The sequence below is a fragment of the Paenibacillus polymyxa genome (assembly GCF_015710975.1).
GTDB lineage: Bacteria > Bacillota > Bacilli > Paenibacillales > Paenibacillaceae > Paenibacillus > Paenibacillus polymyxa.
On record NZ_CP049783.1, the window covers coordinates 5,690,731 to 5,708,057 of the forward strand.

The following is a 17,327-nucleotide window of genomic DNA, read 5'->3' on the forward strand; positions in this document are numbered from 1 at the left end:
TCCCCTTTCGCCAATTCGTATCTGGTATGCCACCAGTATAACGAAACAAACCTGACAACTATGGGTCAGGTTCGTTTTACTTTAGTCTAATAATTATTTTATAATTTCTGTTCTTCTTCATAATTAGACGCAATACGCAACGCCATCTTATAAATCTTATCTCGCAAATGGGCTGGTTCTTTGACAATCACATCCGGTCCGAGGCTTAAAATAAATCCGTACACCCACGCATCCTCAGGAAACGGGACTGAAACCGTGTAAATCCCTTCCTCCTGCTCGTTCAATGCTTCCACACCAAACCAATCCTCCGCCAGATGTCTTGAGGTGCGGTTAAATTGTAGCGTAAATGGTTGTACAGCGCTGGATGCCGTCATCCGCCCTTCATTCCACGGCAGCACTTCATTAGAAAGATCCCTGCGAGTGAAAGCCGTCTCTGTAACCACAGGCTCATTCATACGGGAAAGCTTGAACAACCGAAACTGCCCCCTGTCGGGACAATACGCATACACAAACCATTGTTGCCCTTTCAGCACAAGCGTATGCGGTTCCACATCCCGTTCTGTTCGGGCTCCTTCCGCATTTCGATAGGTAAAAGCAACCGTACGGGCTTGACTCATTGCCTCTTTTATCTTGATTAATTTAGCTTCCTGGACAGACTGATTTCCCCATCCCGAATGATCGACGATAAACTGTGTGGTACGGACACTAAATTGCTCTTTTTCAGACTCTGGTATAATACTTTCAAATTTATGAAGTAACCGGGATACGTTGGGACCGCCCAACGACGAGGACAAACTCTGCAAGCCCATCACAATGTCCTTGATATCATGATCCGTCAGCATACTTCGATCCAGGCGATATCCTTCCATCAGGCCGATTCCTCCACCTGCTCCCTGAAAAGTTACTACTGGGATACCAGCCAGACTAATCGCTTCAATATCTCTATAAATCGTCCGAATCGAAACCTCATACAAATCAGCGAGTTCCTTTGCTTGTATTCTATTTCTTTTCAGCAGCAAAATGACGATAGAAAGCAATCGATCAATTTTCATGTTTTTCAAAACCTTTCACCCTTAATAAAAATAAACCATGAGTTCCTCATCATATCCCTGACCTTGATATTCCAAAGCGTTCTTTTCAATACCATAGGTTTTAAACTCCAATTTCCTATAAAGCTCGACAGCTGCTTGATTGGCAGCCACCACACTTAGATTGATTTGTTTTAATCCTTCCACTTTTCTACCTCGACTGATAACTTCCAATAAAAGTTTCTTAGCGATCCCCTGGCCTCGGTAAATCGGTGGTACATACACTCCCCAAATCGTTCCTTTATGCCGTGTCTTAATTTTGTGTTCTCTTCTAAACCCGGTCATGCCAGCCAGCTGATGATCCTTTGTAAATGCACCAAGTATGTAATGATCTCTCTTATTTTGTATTTGCTTCACTATATCAAATAACGAAACTTGTACAGCTTCCTCATAAGAGGTTCCAAAAGCTTCGGGATTCATTTTTAGGGCTTCCAGTCTTAAATTCCAATACGCTTCAGCGTCTGCTAGCTCTATGTTCCTGATGATAATCATGGCTTCATCCCTCCAAATGTTTTCCTCCATCTTACTCTATCTCTTATTTAAATTGAATCTATCATGCCTAGATTAAAATAACCTCAGATGCTAGATCCAGTCGGATAGAGCACCTGAGGTTCAAAACTCATTACGTATTATGACTCATAGCGTTTCAGCACAATGACCGCATTATGACCCCCAAAGCCGAAAGAATTAGATAACCCAATATTTAGTGGAGCCTTGCGTGCTTCGTTAGGTACATAATCCAGATCGCAATCAGGGTCGGGATTATCCAGATGCATCGTTGGCGGAATGATACCTTCCCGAAGACTTTGAACAAGCGCAATTGCTTCGATACCGCCTGCGGCTCCTAGCATATGACCAAGCATGGACTTATTCGCGGTAACCGGAATCTGATAAGCATATTCACCAAATAGCTTGTGGATCGCCAAAGTCTCAGCAATATCCCCTACAGCCGTACTCGTTGCATGGGCACTGATCACATCCACTTCTTCAGGGGCGATGCGAGCCGAATGAAGGGCCGCTTTCATTGCTAGGTAAGCTCCGGTTCCTTCAGGATGCGGTGCAACCATATGATAGGCATCCGAACTCGCTCCATAACCGATGACCTCACCATAGATTTCCGCCCCACGCCGGGTAGCGTGCTCCAGCGACTCCAGTACCAGGATACCCGCTCCTTCACTCATGACAAAGCCGTCACGATCCTTGTCGAACGGTCGGCTTGCTGTCGAAGGCTCCTCGTTACGTGTTGACAAGGCAGTTGCATTAGCGAAGCTTGCCAAGGCCAATCGGGACACTGCGGCTTCAGCTCCGCCGGCAAAAATGACATCCGCATCTCCTGTACGAATGGTCCGAAACGCCTCTCCAATTGCAGTGTTCCCAATAGAACAAGCCGTTACAGGTGAAAGCGTAGGACCCATCGCTCCGAACGCGATACTTATTTGTGCAGCAGCCATATTCGAGATCATCATAGGTACCAGCGTTGGGCTAACTCTACCCGGACCACGATGTAACAGCACGTCCACATTATCTACCAACGAATCCAAACCGCCGACTCCTGACCCCACATAGACACCTACACGCTCCAGATCAGTGTGATCCAGTTCCAGACCAGAATCCTTGAGCGCTTGCTCTGCCGCATATAATGCAAACTGAGTAAATCGATCCATTCGTCTGGCATCCTTACGGCCCCACTGCTTTTCTGCATCAAAATCCTGTACCAGTCCAGCAATTCGTGCTTTTAAATCGGACACATCAAATGAATCTATTTTACGTATACCTGAATTGCCTTCCAGCAAATTGTTCCACAGCGTGCCTACTTCATTGCCCAATGGCGAAACGACACCCATACCTGTTATCACTACTCTTTGCATAAGCTATTCATTCCTCCTGCTTGATGGCTTACTTATAATCCTCATTTTACCCTCGTCTTATCCTATTACAAGTGTTTGTTTATCCTGGTATAATGAACACTACTATAGTAAGCGCCTGATTTAATTACTTCAGATACACTCATCGAATGGAGAGAAAATATCTAATGAAAACGGAAGCACGTCTGGAAGCACTATCTATTTTTCTGAAAACAAAAAGGGCCCGCCTACATCCGCATATGGTTGGTCTTCCTCCAGGGTCACGTCGCAGAACACCAGGTTTACGCAGAGAAGAAGTCGCTCAGCTGGCAGGTGTCAGTACAACCTGGTATACCTGGCTGGAGCAGGGACGGGATATTAAGGTATCCGCCTCCGTATTGGATGCTATTGCTGCTGCCTTGCAGCTGAACACGGATGAGCGTAAATATTTGTACGATTTAGCGCTGGAAGCCGGGTCTCATAACCTTCCTACTCCTGAAGAACAAGCGATCATTTCTCCATCTTTGCAAAAGATCGTACAAGAGTTGCACTACTGTCCTGCTATTATTTCAGATCGGCGCTGCCATATTGTCGGCTGGAATGAAGCTGCTGCTCATGTTTTTATGGATTTTGCCGAACTACCACATGAGCAGCGCAATATGATCGAACTGCTATTTACCAAAAAGGAGTTTAAAAGTCTGGCTGTGAATTGGGAACACTTTGTAAAGGGGTTTCTCGCTATATTCCGCGCTTATTACGGGCAATACGTGACAGACCCCTGGTATGCTCAATTTATACAAAACATGAGTCAGGCCTACCCAGAGTTTAACGAGCTTTGGAATCAGAGTGAGGTAAGCTCCGCTCCAGAAGTGCTCATTGAATTTCGTCATGCTAAGTCTGGCAAAATGTTATTTGACCTGACTTCCCTTCAGGTACAAGGCAGTGTCGATCTCCGTTGCAGCATATACACCCCCAATGCGCAAACTTCTACGGAAAGTAAACTCCAAAAGTTAATGGAAGGCAGCTAAAGGATTTTATCCCTCCTGTTATGAAGATATCTTTTTCCGTCCATACTACATCTACGATCTGTGCAAAATAGATGTCATATATGTGACAGAGCCAAGAGCTTCAACGGTGCTACTACTAGGAGGGAGGGAATCATCATGAAAGCCAAACCGACAAGTTCCCAGCACGCACAAAGCCAAGCACCATTGCCTGTTCCGATACAATTTGACCGCAGCTGGCAGGACGAGCTGGACCAACGCCTGCACAAGGGAGGTCCTTGGGGAGATTGGGATCTGTATCAGCTGGCAATCGAGGCGGAAAAGGCCAAGCTGGTGCCGAGCTTTGATGAGCTTCAATGTCTTCAGCATTTGCAAGACCTCACTCCACTGCCCCATCAACTCGATACCGCTCGAAAGGTACTGTTTGAGATGTCTGGACGTGCCATTCTTGCCGATGAGGTCGGTTTAGGCAAAACGATTGAAGCCGGAATGATCCTTAAGGAATATCTGGTTCGTGGGCTGGCTTCTAAAGTGCTTATTCTTGTACCCGCTTCTCTGGTTCTGCAATGGGTGCGTGAGCTGAATAGCAAATTCGGCATTCCCGCAGTCGCCCAGAAAAAAGCGTATTCCTGGTCTTCCGAGGTTGTCGTAGCCTCTATGGATACGGCCAAACGGGAGCCACATAGTAACATCCTGCTAGATACCGATTATGACCTGCTCATTATTGACGAGGCTCATAAGCTGAAGAATAAAAAAACATCCAACTACCAGTTCATTATGAAGTTGCGTAAAAAATATTGTTTGCTCCTGACAGCAACACCTGTACAAAACGATCTATCTGAGCTGTTTAATCTGATCACGTTACTCAAGCCCGGTCAATTGGGAAGACAAGGCGATTTTTCAGCCAACTTTGTTGTAGATAAACGTCTGCCCAAAAATGAAGATCAGCTCAAGGATGAGCTGTCTAAAGTCATGATCCGCAATCGTCGTGGAGAAGGTCCGGTTCAATTCACTAAACGAAATGTTTCCAACATTCACTTGGAACTCTCGCCAGAAGAGCAAGCGCTGTACGATGGGGTGACCTCTTTTGTCAAAGAACAATATCAGGCGAATGGCGGAAATTTAAGCAGCATGCTGTCTCTCGTTACCCTTCAACGGGAGGTGTGCAGTAGCCGGGACGCTGTGTTTGTCACGCTGGTCAATTTGTCCAAAAAGATGGCTCCTGACTCTCCCCTACGTGATCGTGTTTGGGACTTGGTCGCACACATTAAAGCGATCAAGGCCAATTCCAAAGCAGAAAAAGCACTGGAGCTCATCCGGAAGATGAACGAAAAAGTGATTATTTTTACAGAATATCGGGCCACACAGGAGTATTTACTAAACTATTTCCGGGATCGCGGACTGTCTGCCGTTCCTTACCGAGGCGGTATGAACCGGGGCCGCAAAGATTGGATGATGGATCTGTTCCGTGGTCGCATTCAGGTCATGATTGCTACAGAAGCAGGCGGTGAAGGCATTAATCTGCAATTTTGTCACCACATGATTAACTTCGATTTGCCGTGGAATCCCATGCGCGTGGAACAGCGGATTGGACGGGTGCATCGACTTGGACAGAAGCATGACGTAAATATCTTCAACCTATCCACTACCGGAACGATTGAAGAGCATATCCTGCACCTTCTGCATGAAAAGATTAATATGTTTGAGATGGTCATTGGCGGATTGGACGTTATTCTGGAAAAGTTTGAGAAAAAAGAATCCATTGAAAAGAGTTTATATAAAATCATGCTTGAGTCCAGTAGTGATGATGAAATTCGTAGAAAAATGCAAAAGTTGGGCCACTCGCTGGATTCCATCAAACAAGAAATAGCACAAATACGCACAGACCCGTCAGTCTCTCCAAATGTAGCAACCGATAAGTCACCTGGAACAAAACAGCTTAAAGGACGGCTAACAGGAGTAAGCTCAAGTGTTACCGAGGATTTGTTAGGCTTAGCAGGTGATGCAGTTCCTCCAACCAAAGCTCGACGCAGTGTGAAAGGGGGTCGCTAGCCTTGACTATGAATGCACAGCAAGTCCAGCGTTTTGTCCACACTTATCTGGAATCTACTGGATGCAGCATCATTGAGAGGTCTCCCCACCATGTAACTGTCAAGCTGTCTCCAGAGGCAGATAAAGCCTTGACAAATCGCCCCTACTATTGGGGATACGTAGAGCGTACTGGCGTTCCAGCGCAAACCATGTCCTTCACATTCATCTTTGATGGGGAAGCCTATCGGACAGAACAGGAACGTTTAGCGGATCAGACGCCACCAGCTCCTGTAGCTGGCAACGCAGCACAAGATCAGGTCATGGGGCGTTACTTCGGTCATGTACCGACGTTACCGCAATTAGGGCCTGGTCGCATTATGCAGGAGGAACTCCGATACGGAAGCCGTCGGCTGCATCAAATTTTTGAAGCTGCTCGGGATGGAGGAAAATATGTTTATTTGTTCGAGCAGCCGGATGCCCGTCAGTTGTCTGCCCGTTCTCCTGTAGTCTACGAAGCTTGGCTCAGCGTCTGCTACAAGATTGAGTTTGCCTGCGATTTGAAGCGCGAGGAACTTCAGTGGCTAGGTATTTCACTCAAAAGTGGCACTATTGTAGCCAATTTTGGCGCTATGCTCGAAACCCGGCAGCTCAGCCCGCTGCTGGCAGGCAATATGCATGTACAGCCAGCGCAGCTATCTGTCCCTGAGGCTTCCACCTCGCTTGAAAGCTATCTCACCGAACAGCTCCGACAGCAAGATTATGATTGGGCTGAGCAGGCGAAGGAACGACTGCGCGAGGAGCTAGAGGTTATTGACCACTACTACGAAGATCTAATCAAGGAACAGAAAGAGGAAGAGGATAAAAAAGAATCCGTATTAGAGCAGCATCAAGCCCGTCGTAAAGAAATGGTATGGCAATATGAGCCAAAGGTACTCGTATCCGCCATTAACTGCGGCATATTTCATCTGCGGTAACTGATATCTCACGCTCCTTCGCAGGTTAGTAGCAGACATGTCGTCAAGTTGTAACATCTTGCTTCAGCCTACATCAGTTTCCGCTGCTGGAACCACAAGCGTGGTCAAGCTTGTCCCCTATGTATCGACAGCAAAAAGCGAACCTGGATACGACATTTGCGCCGACAGAGTGCAGCAGTCTTTTCATCGGACAAGCTGTATGCTAGTTAAAAAAGAATGCCTCCGTCGGCAAGCCATCCGACAGAAAGGTGGATTCCATTGAAAAAAAATCATTCCGGGCATTATAGCGTAGGTATGATCGCAGCTGTGCTGATCGGCCTGTCCGCAGTCTGTCCGTTCGCTTCCATTCATGCGGCTCCCTCAGCCGTTCAAGAAAGCAATGTAAGCTCAGCATCCAACTACAACGAAAGCTCCCAGGTTCCTACAATGGAATCCAGGAGCCCTACTACTTCTTCCACATCCCCGGGTGACGTTTCATCAAAGCCTCCTACTCAGCAGCAAGGGGTGCCTGAGGACGTGAAACGGACAGCGAGCGATACCGTCCAATCTCTATCGTCGCAACCCCCTTTTGCTTCGTGGAAAGACGCCGAACTCAGCTACCATCCGCTCGGACCTGGAACCCATAGCTGGCTTGTTCAAGTGAACCATGCAGGAGAATACATTGGCTACCTGATTATCGGATCAAACTCAAACGGCGCTTATCAACTCAACGAATACGGGAATGGGCCAGGCGGACCTTATAGTATGGATATACTTCGCCAATCCCTGAAGTCGCTCACAGAAACCGAATTTTCTTCTATCGACAAGCTACAAATTACACCTATGTATGAGGAACCTCTATTAGCCTACTGGCAGGTACGTTCCTCTACGGGTAGCCAAATATGTATTGATGCTGTTACTGGCGATCCGCTACCTGCAGAAGTAACAGATGGGAGCTGGAAATATAAGCTTCAGAACAACGCGATTTCTTCATCTATACCCTTTTTGAAAACTCAGGCCCAAGCAGTTACTGTCTCGTCTGATCCTTTCGATCCCTATGAGGATCTGGGCTGGCTTCAACCTAAGCAAAAACTTTCCATTCATGACACAGACCAATTTATGGACGCGCTAAGTAATTCACCACGTATGATTTTTTCAGCCACAAGCATCAATTTTGCCTTTGGGGGACCCTTATCCATTAGCGGGTTTCAAGCTTGGGTATCTACAGATCATCCGTCCGAACCCATTTTATATGCATTAACCTACCACGATGGTCTTTCCCGATTTGTGCCACTAAAACAGTTGTTGCCTCATGGTCAATTTTACCGTTTGGAATCTTAGTAGTTTTAGGACCATTAAAAATAATTCGAAATTATCCCTAAACAACATAAAAAGAGACCTCAAATGGCATACCCCATGCCTCTTGTGGTCTCTTTGGCGTGTTTAACGTTGCTCTCTTCGCTCTCTGCGTGTGGATTTTATCCACATTTTCAGAGCGAGAGGCAACATTCCAAACCATTTGCTTACCCACGGCTCCTTGGCTTGTTTTTGGCTGCGTCGAACATCGCGCGGCGTTTCCATATAACGCACAATCCGCTCTGTAATGTACGTCACCAGTTCGTCACTCTTCGCCATCCTCCATAACCTCCTTCATCTGACCTAACATTTCCGATCACCGTATCTTGGAAATACCAAATTACACGTTAGGTTCAGATACCACTAGCTTGCACAGTTTTCAGCAACTCTAACCCTTGCGGGATAACTATGCATGGTTTCCCTTAAATGGAACATACTATCTTCAATATAACAGTTTCCTCAAGGCTTATTGTTATATTTGAAGACAGCTACGCTACTTTAGGTTTGACGCCTGTTATGCATGGTTTTCAGTAAACAATCAATTCGTCCATTGGAGGAATAGAACGTGTTGAATAAAAAGTTAAAGAAGATATGCCTGGCCGGGCTGGGGTTAAGTTTTTGCCTCCTTTGTAGTGCTGTATTTACCCCGTTTGCTTATGCAACTACTCAGCCTGAAGAGAAAAGCACCGAAATAAACAAGCATACAGAACCCCCGTTCAACCGGTCCTATCACGCTTTTGCCAAACCCGTGGTCCTGATAGATGTAGGTCATGGTGGTGTGGATGGTGGAACAAGTCACAAAGGACTTCTGGAAAAAGATATCAATCTTGCTATTGCTCAAAAACTATACTTGATCTTACGTTCCCAGGGTTACCCTGCTGTCCTGAATCGGGACAAGGACTACGCACTGAGTGATGATAACCGTTGGTTGCAGTCCAAATCGCGGCATCTTAAAGATCTCGCCCAACGTAAAAGCCTGACAGAGCAACTGCCTACTTCTTTGGTTGTCAGTCTGCATGTCAATTGGACCAAACGTGCCGAAAAACGCGGACCCATTGTGCTGTATCAGGATGAAGGCAGCAGCTATCTGTTAGCTGAACGGATTCAGCATTCATTAAACCGCTTATTTTGCATGAATAGACAAACCATATATGGAAAACCCTTTTATCTTCTGAATAAAATCCAACATCCCGCTGTAATAGTGGAAACCGGATTTATCAGCAACGAGCAGGACAGAGCCATGCTTTCCGGGGATCACGGTCAAAAAAGGATTGCTGAAGCTATTGCCGAAGGCATTATTGCGCATCTGACGGCATGGTAGTATTCGTGGCTGGGTCTCCTGTCCATCCCCATACATCACGCACCAGATCGCTAATACCGACAAATTGTGCATGCTCCTTTAATTTAGGGACCGATGAATGAAGCCCTGAGGAGGTATACATGCCGGACACGCCGACATGTCCAATCGTTACACAGGTGTCGTGCTCTGCCAACCATTCGACCACTTTACTAAGTTGCCGATTCACATGAGCGAGTGTATGAACATCATCCAAAAAAACATCATTTCGCACCGGTGGCATTCCCTTTTTAGCGGCAAGTTCAGGCACCACTGACCAATAATTAGTACGGCTATCAACAAAAAATAGTCCATATTCCTTACAAACATCAAGAACGACGGACATAATGCGCTTGTCTGAGGTGACCTTGGAGCCCATATGGTTGTTCATTCCTACGGCATAAGGAACATCCTTAATTGCTGCTGTCACCTTGGCGCGTACTTCTTCATCCGTCATATTAGCCTTGATTGCTCCCGGTCCAAGCCACTCAGGCTTGCCCTGCTTGGGCTCCATTGGAAGATGGACGATAACATCATGACCACGCTTATGCGCTTCCATAGCGTCCTGTTTGGTTGTTGGCAGGAAGGGCATGACAGCAACGGTGATTTTGACGGGTAAATTTAGAATCTCCTCGGTACCTTTCATATTGTTCCCTAAATCATCAATAATGACAGCAACCCTTTTTTGCTGCTGGTTCTGCTGGTTCTGCTGGTCTATTGCTTCGGCAACAGCAGTTTTACAGATCATAAATAACATACAGACTGAAATACAAAGCACTACAATTATTTGCATTCTAGATCTTGCATGGTGTGCAAGCGCATAAGACGAATCCTTCCGGCTGCGTGATGCTTTTAAAGCCTTTTTTATGATATTTCTCATGTGCAGCTTCCGTCGTGTACTCATTTGCGGGTCAGCCTCCTTCTCTGTCCCTTCATTGTGTGAGTAAAACCGTTTAAATATGTACAAGGCAGATCTGAGATATAATCTCTGATCTGCCTTGAAGTGCGCATAATAACGTATATTAAAGCTGATTACCAGTTTTTGTCGATAAATTCATCACGACCGGATTGGGCTCGATCTTCCTTATAATGTTTCACATTCTTCTTGTGATAATCCTGATGATAATCCTCTGCCGGATAAAAAATCGAAGCCGGAAGAATCTCCGTTACAATTGGCTTATCAAAGCGTCCGCTTTGTACCAACTGTTCCTTGGATTGCTGTGCAAGCTCAAGTTGCTGCTCCGTATGATAAAAAATGGCAGGTTTATATTGTGTGCCTCGGTCCTGAAATTGACCTTCTCCGTCGGTAGGATCTGTTTGCGGCCAATACAATTCAAGTAGCTTTTCATAAGGAAACAGCTCAGGATCAAACGTAATCTGCACCACCTCATAGTGCCCTGTTGTTCCTGTTTTAACCTGTTCGTAGGTCGGATCGGAAATCACCCCTCCAGTATAGCCTGAGACAATACTATGAATCCCCGGCTGCTCCTCAAACGGAGTCACCATACACCAGAAGCACCCACCTGCAAAAGTTGCTTTCTCCATCTTCCATCCAACCTTTCAATAGCTTCATCATAAAACGTGTTACTTTCTATCATATCTTAAAAATTGAACTTATAAAAGAATTGCTCAAGGACTTGAATAAAATTCAAATCCTTATATTGTCCTTCCTGGGAAATCTGCAATAACTCCGAAACATAGAAAAGGTTTATAAAACTGCTACGAGAGCAATTCTATAAACCTTTTCTAAATGGATGCGGTCGAGAGGACTCGAACCTCCACGGGGGGTTAGCCCACACGGACCTGAACCGTGCGCGTCTGCCAATTCCGCCACGACCGCATATATATTTGTCGTCTATTTCAAAAGAATCAATCTTTCTTAGCGACAAGATAGATCATACCATGCTCAAATAAAGTTGTCAAACCTTTTATTTTTCTTTATTTATTCTTGATAAAAAAGGAATAATACGATAATATAAGAACATAGGTTCCTATTAACTTATGTTCTTTCACTTCGATGACTATGAATTATCATCACATTTCCCTAAGGCGGTGAATGGTAATGATCTCTTCGGATACTACTCAGCATCCATGCTCTCTTGTGAAAAGTTATCTGCTCCTTACCTTTATTCAAAAAGTATTTGAGCGTGACAGCCTAATTCTTGAGGAAAGCGGCGTGCTGAAAACCCCTGATCTTTATGTCGAAATGGTTAACGCAGGAATAGATCGTACCGGAATCCTGCTATCTGAAATCAAACATGAATTTAAGAAGTATCACATTCGTGTTCTAGACATCCAACAAAACCACTCCGGCGTTCACGCCACCTATATATATAAAGGCGTCAAAGAACAGTTCCGTATGCCTATGTCCGCATTCCGCAAAGAAATGTATGAACGAATGCGAGCTTATTTGGGACTCCCTACCTCTTTGCCTCATACGGCAGCTCTACCTTTACCAGAGAAATATCGCCCCGAATTACCCAATAACTCAACCCCCAAACCCCTACGCGTTGTTGGGCGAAGTTGGGTTGCATCCTCTTCTGCCTACAAGCATAAATCCCCTCGCCCTGCTGCTTTTGCTGCAAGTAAAAGAGCATAATCCCCGCACTACACGCAAAAAGAAGCTTCCGCAGGCACTAACTGTGCTCGGAAGCTTCTTTTCATAACCATCATTTGTTGAGATCAATCTATGTCCGCTATTACGATTATAAATTATCTGTATGAATGATTCGCTTTAATGTAACGCCTTCTGTACACGGGTAACCCCTTGACTTAGAGCATGTCCTCCACCAACTGCAGCAGCTACAGCAACGGTCTCCATAATCTCCTGATCACTGGCTCCTTTGGAGCGCGCCTCATTCACATGATAAAACGTACACACCTCATTGTTCGCAAATAAGCCAATACCTAGCGCAATCAGTTGCTTGGTTTTTTCATCTAAACTGCCGGCTTGAAAGCATTCTCCGGTAAAGCGATGATAGGCATGAACTACCTCGGGCAACTTATCTTCCAAATGGCTGATTTGATCCTTGTATGCATGTACTTTTTCGTCCATAACCGTCATTGACACAGCACGCCCTCTCTGTTGAGTTTTCCTTTATTACTGTGTCCGATTTAGAGTTTCTGTATGCCTAATGAAACACCCGTTTTTTAGCCAATCCCCATTGGGAACTCGTTTCTTAATCCAGATCTATCGGATTGTGTCGCGGCTCGCTGAACGGCTGATATGTATAGCTGCGATCCAACTTGACCACACGTCGATTCTGGCGGCGAATAAGCACCTGTTCATCATCCCATGCCAGTACAATGCCAACCACATCGTTGGACTCCAATCCATCGCGTACGACGCGTACCTTTTCACCAGAAAGTCGATAAGCATCCAATTCTTCGTCCATTATCATTCATGTCCCCTCCTTATCCATTTTTTTCAACACAACGGCCATAATTTTATAGCATGAAAAAGTTTAAAAAGAGACCTAAACGAATCATTTAGGTCTCTTTCCGCTTACTACTTATATGGATTGCCAACAGAGCAACAAATTATCCCGACTGATTTACACTGTGATCATGTTCTTTTGTATCGTTCTTCTCGTACCAGAAGTCCAGCACTTGTGCAGACAACACTCGCTGTTCTACATACTCCACTTGGTGAGCAGTAAATTCTTCTTTCCAAGAGAAAGACAATTCTTCGCATAGGTTAACCAATGTCAGCAACTCAGACCAGGCCACATAGCGTTTATACCAAAAAAACTGAGGATGTTCAATCATATAGGGATACAAATCGTCGAATTCCGTATGCTTACAATCCAAGGCGCGTTCAAAATGCACTTTAGCCGCTGCCAGTTTTTCCAGAAAAAACTGTTCGGTCAATTGTTCATTCCCCATGTTGCTGCCTCCTCTCCCAAACCTTATATATATTATAAGCGAAATTGATGCTCATGCAAAGGTTATTATTAGAAATAAGGATCCGAAGCTTCGAATTGTTACTATTCAGCAAACTCTATCTTACCGTCAGCCAATGACGAAATTTTAACCAATGATTCTACACGAATGCCCTGCTCACGAATGGTTCTCGCTCCGGCCTGAAACATTTATTCAACCGCAACCCCGAATCCAACCAACTCCGCTCCGGAGCGTTGAATAATTTTAACCATGCCTCGTGCCGCATCGCCATTAGCGATAATATCATCAATGAACAAGACACGATCATGCTCATGAATAAATTGACGAGACAACATAATATCTGTGACAATCCCTTTTGTAAACGAAGGTACACGCTCACACAGCGCATCTGGATCAGCTAATAAAGTCTTTTTACGACGAGCAAATACCAACGGTACACCCAACTCCAACGCTGTCGCAAACCCGATGGCAATGCCTGAGGATTCCACGGTCACTACTCTGGTGATCTTCTCTTCCCGAAAACGGGCTGCGAACTCTCGTCCCATTTCCATTGTCAGCTCTGGATCAACCTGGTGATTGAGCAATCCATCCAGCTTTAGTACCTGATCTGACGCAATCACACCTTCATTTAAAATTCGTTTCTTTAATACTTCCATTCCATGACCTCCCACGGCATTCCTATGCGGTAAAAGTACCATACTTCACCCGTCGCTTTCAAGCTATAGCCTGCTTTCCATGCATTCATGTGATATTTTTTTTACGCTTGTTCCAGAACCATGCGGTGATTCCTCCCAAAACGATTAAAAGAATAACGATCAGGCCCACCCGATGAGTCACCTTCTCCATCAGCTTAGCCACCTGTTCCCAGTGCATGCCCACCGCATGCCCGATCCCCAAAAATGTACCACACCACAGCAACGCTCCTGCTGACGCATAGCCGATATAGCGAAAAACACCTAGACGGGTTGTACCTGCCAGATAGGATGACACATGTCTCAAGCCGGGGACAAAATATCCGAACAAAATTCCCCAGGTACCATAGCGTCCGAACCAATTTTCGGAAGAAGCAATCCTGGAGGGCGTAAGCCTCACCCATTTACCGTATCGGTGCAATAGTGGTTTGCCCAGCAGACGACCTAATGTGTAGCTAAGCATCATGCCTGTCATACTACCGAAAAATGTGACTGCCAGCGCAGCAATAAAGTTGTAGTGTCCTTGAGACACGAGCCCGCCAAAGGCGATCATTAGCACTTCGTCGGGTATCGGCATACCAGCTACTCCAAGGGCAAGCAAGCCGAACATTGCCAAATATCCGTATTCCAGTATCCATGCAAGGATTTGACCCATAAATTACGCTCCCGTCAAGCTATTCATTAAATGCAGTATAATTATTTTCAGTCTCATCCAGTCATGTCCTATTTCAGTTGAACATAGTTTGTATTATATGCTCGCTGCAGCGTTATTCAAGCAGGCAAGGGGGGACTGGGAATGAAACGTAATATTCATGTTTTTCAGATTGCTTTTACATACATTGGTACAATCGTCGGTGCCGGCTTCGCTACCGGACAAGAAATATTGCAATTCTTTACGCAATATGGACGTTGGGCTACAATCACGATTATGCTGTCCACACTCATATTTGTATGGTTGGGTACGAAAATGATGCTGATCGCTCATGATATTTCAGCCCGCTCCTACGAGGATCTGAACAAGCACCTTTTTGGTGCCAATGCCGGAAAATGGATCAGCATATTCACACTTCTTGTGCTGATTGGCGTGAACAGCGTCATGCTGGCAGGAGCCGGCTCTGTTTTTGTGGAGCACCTTCACCTGCACTACCAGACTGGACTGCTCATTACACTAATCGGAACTTACTTGCTGCTGAATAAAGGTATTAAAGCGATTTTGCATATGAATACCATTGTTGTCCCGCTGATGATCACTATATCTCTTTTGCTCGTTCACAGTACCCTTTCCATGCCCAATCCGCAAAGCTTTATTACGAATACGACAGACCACAGTGTGCTACGCACATGGATATCTCCGCTCCTGTACACGTCCTTCAATCTGGCTATGGCTCAGGCCGTGCTTGTCCCTCTAGGCAGCCAAACTTTCTCCCGTAAAACGATCCGCTGGGGCGGTGTTTTGGGCGGAATTGGTGTTGGCTTTATGCTGATGGCTGCACATTTTGTCATGTCAGCGCAAATGCCAGGCATTCAGCAATTTGAAATCCCTATGGGAAGCATTGCTTACCGTCTAGGCGCCCTTGTTGAAATCATATACATTCTACTCATTTTCATGGAGATCTTCAGTACCTTTGTGGCCGACATTTATGGAGTCAGTCTACAAATTCGTCAGCATGTCCAAATTTCGCCCAAGCTCATTACATTATTCATTATGCTCACCTGTTTTTTAATCAGTCAGTTCGGCTTCAGCTCACTGTTATCTGTGCTTTATCCTATTTTTGGAATGCTCAGTCTGATGTGGGTCAGTAAACTGATCTTAGCAGGACGCGGAAGACCTTTCCGCTCCTCACGTCCTCGCTCCAGCTTTCGGCATTCTGATTCCAAACCAGGTGATACCCGTCATGGTTAGTGCGGAAATTTCAAATACATTTTCTTCAGTTCGTTAACAGCACGACTTAATGAATAGCTTGATTTAGCCTTGTCGCAGGCGGATCTAGCCAGTTCATAACGATAGGCAGGGTCAGCGATGACCTTTTCTAATGCGTCTGCCAGTGCCTTCGGATTATCGGGTGGCACGAGCAGACCATTTACCCCATTTTCAATCTGCTCCGGTATTCCCCCTACTTCTGTACCTACCAATGCCAGACAGCTCAATGCCGCTTCTGCAAATACGGAGCCAAAGGCCTCCGCCCGCGAAGGCAATACAAATACATCAAAGAAAGGCATAAACTCTTCCGGGTGAAGAGTATATCCATAAAAAATCGTCTCATGGTATATATCTAGCTGTCGCGCCATCTCTTCCATCTCAGGCCGAATCGGACCATCACCAATGATATGAAGTACAAATTCCTGATTTCTTTTTTTCAGCTCAGCGCAAGCCTGTAATAGAATATCAAGTCCTTTGGCGGGAACAAGTCGGCAAACGGTCATAAGCTGTGTCACTTCATTTTCGTGAGGAATGGGCTTAAATCGCTTCTCATCATATCCATTTGGAATAACCACAACATCTTGCGGATGCTGTACATAAGGTGTTAAGTAATGCTGAAAAGATTGCGATACTGCTATCAGGCGATCCGCCTTCTGCTCCATTTCTCGGTACAGTGACACTAAGAATTGGTGTTCAGGCCCGTTCTCCTCTATTTTCCCGTTCAGAATTAACTCCTTCTCATAGGAAGAGTGAATCGTCTGTACGAGCGGGGTATCTGGAAATACGTTTTTCATAGCTAGCCCGGCAATCGGATGATGAGCATGAATAAGGTCAAAGGGCTTCTGAATACGAAGCCGAGTCCACCACAAATAATCACGGTACGTCTGAATATATTTTTGAACGATAGGATATTGCTCATATCTCGTCCAGTCGAAGGTATCAAAGATTACTTCGTCCCTACCCTTGTTACGAATCCGTTTAGGGATTGAAAATAACTCCATTTCCCAACGGGGGGACGTAAATCGCTCTTGCAAATATGGAATCATGGATGAAACGCCTCCCGGTTGCTCGGGTGGGAAAAAGAGAGCCTGTAGCAATTTCATGAGTGCTTCCCCTTTCAAGCATTAAACTGCCCGGAACACAGGATATATGTATAGGTTTCCGGATTTTCTGAAAGATGATATATTGAGAATAAATGT

The 17,327-nt window shown here is 45.4% G+C and carries 18 protein-coding genes, 1 tRNA gene and 1 pseudogene; 7 read left to right on the forward strand and 13 right to left on the reverse strand.

The window, feature by feature from the left end; genetic code table 11:
- Positions 1-98 precede the first annotated feature (98 nt).
- The 3 genes from G7035_RS25805 to fabF all read right to left on the reverse strand — a co-directional run bounded on the left by G7035_RS25805 (position 99) and on the right by fabF (position 2,956).
- Positions 99-1,052, reverse strand: coding sequence for a helix-turn-helix transcriptional regulator (locus G7035_RS25805; protein ID WP_172494061.1), 954 nt, complete (start codon positions 1,050-1,052; stop codon positions 99-101).
- A 21-nt stretch (positions 1,053-1,073) separates the two neighbouring features.
- Positions 1,074-1,610 carry a GNAT family N-acetyltransferase gene (locus G7035_RS25810; protein WP_019686928.1) on the reverse strand — a complete coding sequence of 179 codons (537 nt, stop codon included), beginning with the start codon at positions 1,608-1,610 and terminating at the stop codon, positions 1,074-1,076.
- Between the two features lie 107 nt (positions 1,611-1,717).
- Complete coding sequence (gene fabF, locus G7035_RS25815) at positions 1,718-2,956, reverse strand: beta-ketoacyl-ACP synthase II (RefSeq protein WP_019686927.1); 1,239 nt, start codon at positions 2,954-2,956, stop codon at positions 1,718-1,720.
- A gap of 164 nt (positions 2,957-3,120) precedes the next feature.
- On the opposite strand from fabF, the gene G7035_RS25820 reads away from it, so the two are divergent.
- The 4 genes from G7035_RS25820 (at position 3,121) to G7035_RS25835 (ending at position 8,261) form a co-directional block, all read left to right on the forward strand.
- Entirely contained in the window at positions 3,121-3,960 is an 840-nt protein-coding gene (locus tag G7035_RS25820; protein ID WP_182096000.1) for a helix-turn-helix transcriptional regulator, read from the forward strand.
- A gap of 135 nt (positions 3,961-4,095) precedes the next feature.
- Positions 4,096-5,988 (forward strand): DEAD/DEAH box helicase, encoded by a 1,893-nt coding sequence (locus G7035_RS25825; protein WP_016819152.1) that lies wholly within the window; start codon positions 4,096-4,098, stop codon positions 5,986-5,988.
- Positions 5,989-5,990: 2 nt separating this feature from the next.
- Entirely contained in the window at positions 5,991-6,941 is a 951-nt protein-coding gene (locus G7035_RS25830) for a YqhG family protein (RefSeq protein WP_017425822.1), read from the forward strand.
- Between the two features lie 258 nt (positions 6,942-7,199).
- Positions 7,200-8,261: a hypothetical protein gene (locus G7035_RS25835; protein ID WP_019686925.1), complete on the forward strand. Its 1,062-nt coding sequence runs from the start codon at positions 7,200-7,202 to the stop codon at positions 8,259-8,261.
- A 102-nt stretch (positions 8,262-8,363) separates the two neighbouring features.
- On the opposite strand, the gene G7035_RS25840 is transcribed toward G7035_RS25835, so the two are convergent.
- A complete protein-coding gene (locus G7035_RS25840) occupies positions 8,364-8,555 on the reverse strand; it encodes a YqzE family protein (RefSeq protein WP_016819149.1) in 192 nt (63 codons plus the stop codon).
- Between the two features lie 286 nt (positions 8,556-8,841).
- Between G7035_RS25840 and G7035_RS25845 the strand changes: the two genes are divergently transcribed.
- On the forward strand, positions 8,842-9,597 hold the full coding sequence (locus G7035_RS25845) for an N-acetylmuramoyl-L-alanine amidase (RefSeq protein WP_019686924.1): 756 nt from the start codon (positions 8,842-8,844) through the stop codon (positions 9,595-9,597).
- Here the strand turns inward: G7035_RS25845 and G7035_RS25850 are convergent.
- The 3 genes from G7035_RS25850 to G7035_RS25860 form a co-directional block, all read right to left on the reverse strand.
- Positions 9,572-10,516 carry a divergent polysaccharide deacetylase family protein gene (locus G7035_RS25850; RefSeq protein WP_019686923.1) on the reverse strand — a complete coding sequence of 315 codons (945 nt, stop codon included), beginning with the start codon at positions 10,514-10,516 and terminating at the stop codon, positions 9,572-9,574. The genes G7035_RS25845 and G7035_RS25850 overlap by 26 nt on opposite strands.
- Positions 10,517-10,644: 128 nt before the next feature.
- The gene (gene msrA, locus G7035_RS25855) at positions 10,645-11,157 is read right to left on the reverse strand and encodes a peptide-methionine (S)-S-oxide reductase MsrA (protein ID WP_019686922.1); all 513 of its coding nucleotides are present in this window, start codon (positions 11,155-11,157) and stop codon (positions 10,645-10,647) included.
- Between the two features lie 210 nt (positions 11,158-11,367).
- Positions 11,368-11,452, reverse strand: a tRNA-Leu gene (locus tag G7035_RS25860).
- A gap of 222 nt (positions 11,453-11,674) precedes the next feature.
- Here G7035_RS25860 and G7035_RS25865 point away from each other — a divergent pair.
- Complete coding sequence (locus G7035_RS25865) at positions 11,675-12,211, forward strand: YhjD family protein (RefSeq protein ID WP_019686921.1); 537 nt, start codon at positions 11,675-11,677, stop codon at positions 12,209-12,211.
- A 135-nt stretch (positions 12,212-12,346) separates the two neighbouring features.
- Here G7035_RS25865 and G7035_RS25870 read toward each other — a convergent pair whose 3' ends face one another.
- From G7035_RS25870 to G7035_RS25890, 5 genes and pseudogenes are all read right to left on the reverse strand, one after another.
- Positions 12,347-12,676, reverse strand: coding sequence for a carboxymuconolactone decarboxylase family protein (locus G7035_RS25870; RefSeq protein WP_016819756.1), 330 nt, complete (start codon positions 12,674-12,676; stop codon positions 12,347-12,349).
- A gap of 115 nt (positions 12,677-12,791) precedes the next feature.
- A complete protein-coding gene (locus G7035_RS25875) occupies positions 12,792-13,013 on the reverse strand; it encodes a hypothetical protein (protein WP_016819755.1) in 222 nt (73 codons plus the stop codon).
- A 139-nt stretch (positions 13,014-13,152) separates the two neighbouring features.
- Positions 13,153-13,497: a hypothetical protein gene (locus G7035_RS25880; RefSeq protein WP_013370520.1), complete on the reverse strand. Its 345-nt coding sequence runs from the start codon at positions 13,495-13,497 to the stop codon at positions 13,153-13,155.
- Between the two features lie 101 nt (positions 13,498-13,598).
- A pseudogene (locus tag G7035_RS25885) lies at positions 13,599-14,171 on the reverse strand (xanthine phosphoribosyltransferase).
- A gap of 85 nt (positions 14,172-14,256) precedes the next feature.
- A complete protein-coding gene (locus G7035_RS25890; protein ID WP_016819753.1) occupies positions 14,257-14,862 on the reverse strand; it encodes a DedA family protein in 606 nt (201 codons plus the stop codon).
- A 141-nt stretch (positions 14,863-15,003) separates the two neighbouring features.
- Between G7035_RS25890 and G7035_RS25895 the strand changes: the two genes are divergently transcribed.
- Positions 15,004-16,110: a YkvI family membrane protein gene (locus G7035_RS25895; protein WP_019686920.1), complete on the forward strand. Its 1,107-nt coding sequence runs from the start codon at positions 15,004-15,006 to the stop codon at positions 16,108-16,110.
- On the opposite strand, the gene G7035_RS25900 is transcribed toward G7035_RS25895, so the two are convergent.
- Positions 16,107-17,231 carry a glycosyltransferase family 4 protein gene (locus G7035_RS25900; RefSeq protein WP_019686919.1) on the reverse strand — a complete coding sequence of 375 codons (1,125 nt, stop codon included), beginning with the start codon at positions 17,229-17,231 and terminating at the stop codon, positions 16,107-16,109. The two genes, G7035_RS25895 and G7035_RS25900, sit on opposite strands and share 4 nt — an antisense overlap.
- Positions 17,232-17,327: the final 96 nt, after the last annotated feature.

What these genes read in the sequence shown, in the direction of transcription:
- G7035_RS25805 (WP_172494061.1), bottom strand. Translation starts at nt 1,052, where the DNA reads ATGAAAATTGATCGATTGCTTTCTATCGTCATTTTGCTGCTGAAAAGA.
- G7035_RS25810 (WP_019686928.1), bottom strand. Translation starts at nt 1,610, where the DNA reads ATGGAGGAAAACATTTGGAGGGATGAAGCCATGATTATCATCAGGAAC.
- fabF (WP_019686927.1), bottom strand. Translation starts at nt 2,956, where the DNA reads ATGCAAAGAGTAGTGATAACAGGTATGGGTGTCGTTTCGCCATTGGGC.
- G7035_RS25820 (WP_182096000.1), top strand. Translation starts at nt 3,121, where the DNA reads ATGAAAACGGAAGCACGTCTGGAAGCACTATCTATTTTTCTGAAAACA.
- G7035_RS25825 (WP_016819152.1), top strand. Translation starts at nt 4,096, where the DNA reads ATGAAAGCCAAACCGACAAGTTCCCAGCACGCACAAAGCCAAGCACCA.
- G7035_RS25840 (WP_016819149.1), bottom strand. Translation starts at nt 8,555, where the DNA reads ATGGCGAAGAGTGACGAACTGGTGACGTACATTACAGAGCGGATTGTG.
- G7035_RS25850 (WP_019686923.1), bottom strand. Translation starts at nt 10,516, where the DNA reads ATGAGTACACGACGGAAGCTGCACATGAGAAATATCATAAAAAAGGCT.
- msrA (WP_019686922.1), bottom strand. Translation starts at nt 11,157, where the DNA reads ATGGAGAAAGCAACTTTTGCAGGTGGGTGCTTCTGGTGTATGGTGACT.
- G7035_RS25865 (WP_019686921.1), top strand. Translation starts at nt 11,675, where the DNA reads ATGATCTCTTCGGATACTACTCAGCATCCATGCTCTCTTGTGAAAAGT.
- G7035_RS25870 (WP_016819756.1), bottom strand. Translation starts at nt 12,676, where the DNA reads ATGACGGTTATGGACGAAAAAGTACATGCATACAAGGATCAAATCAGC.
- G7035_RS25875 (WP_016819755.1), bottom strand. Translation starts at nt 13,013, where the DNA reads ATGATAATGGACGAAGAATTGGATGCTTATCGACTTTCTGGTGAAAAG.
- G7035_RS25880 (WP_013370520.1), bottom strand. Translation starts at nt 13,497, where the DNA reads ATGGGGAATGAACAATTGACCGAACAGTTTTTTCTGGAAAAACTGGCA.
- G7035_RS25890 (WP_016819753.1), bottom strand. Translation starts at nt 14,862, where the DNA reads ATGGGTCAAATCCTTGCATGGATACTGGAATACGGATATTTGGCAATG.
- G7035_RS25895 (WP_019686920.1), top strand. Translation starts at nt 15,004, where the DNA reads ATGAAACGTAATATTCATGTTTTTCAGATTGCTTTTACATACATTGGT.
- G7035_RS25900 (WP_019686919.1), bottom strand. Translation starts at nt 17,231, where the DNA reads ATGAAATTGCTACAGGCTCTCTTTTTCCCACCCGAGCAACCGGGAGGC.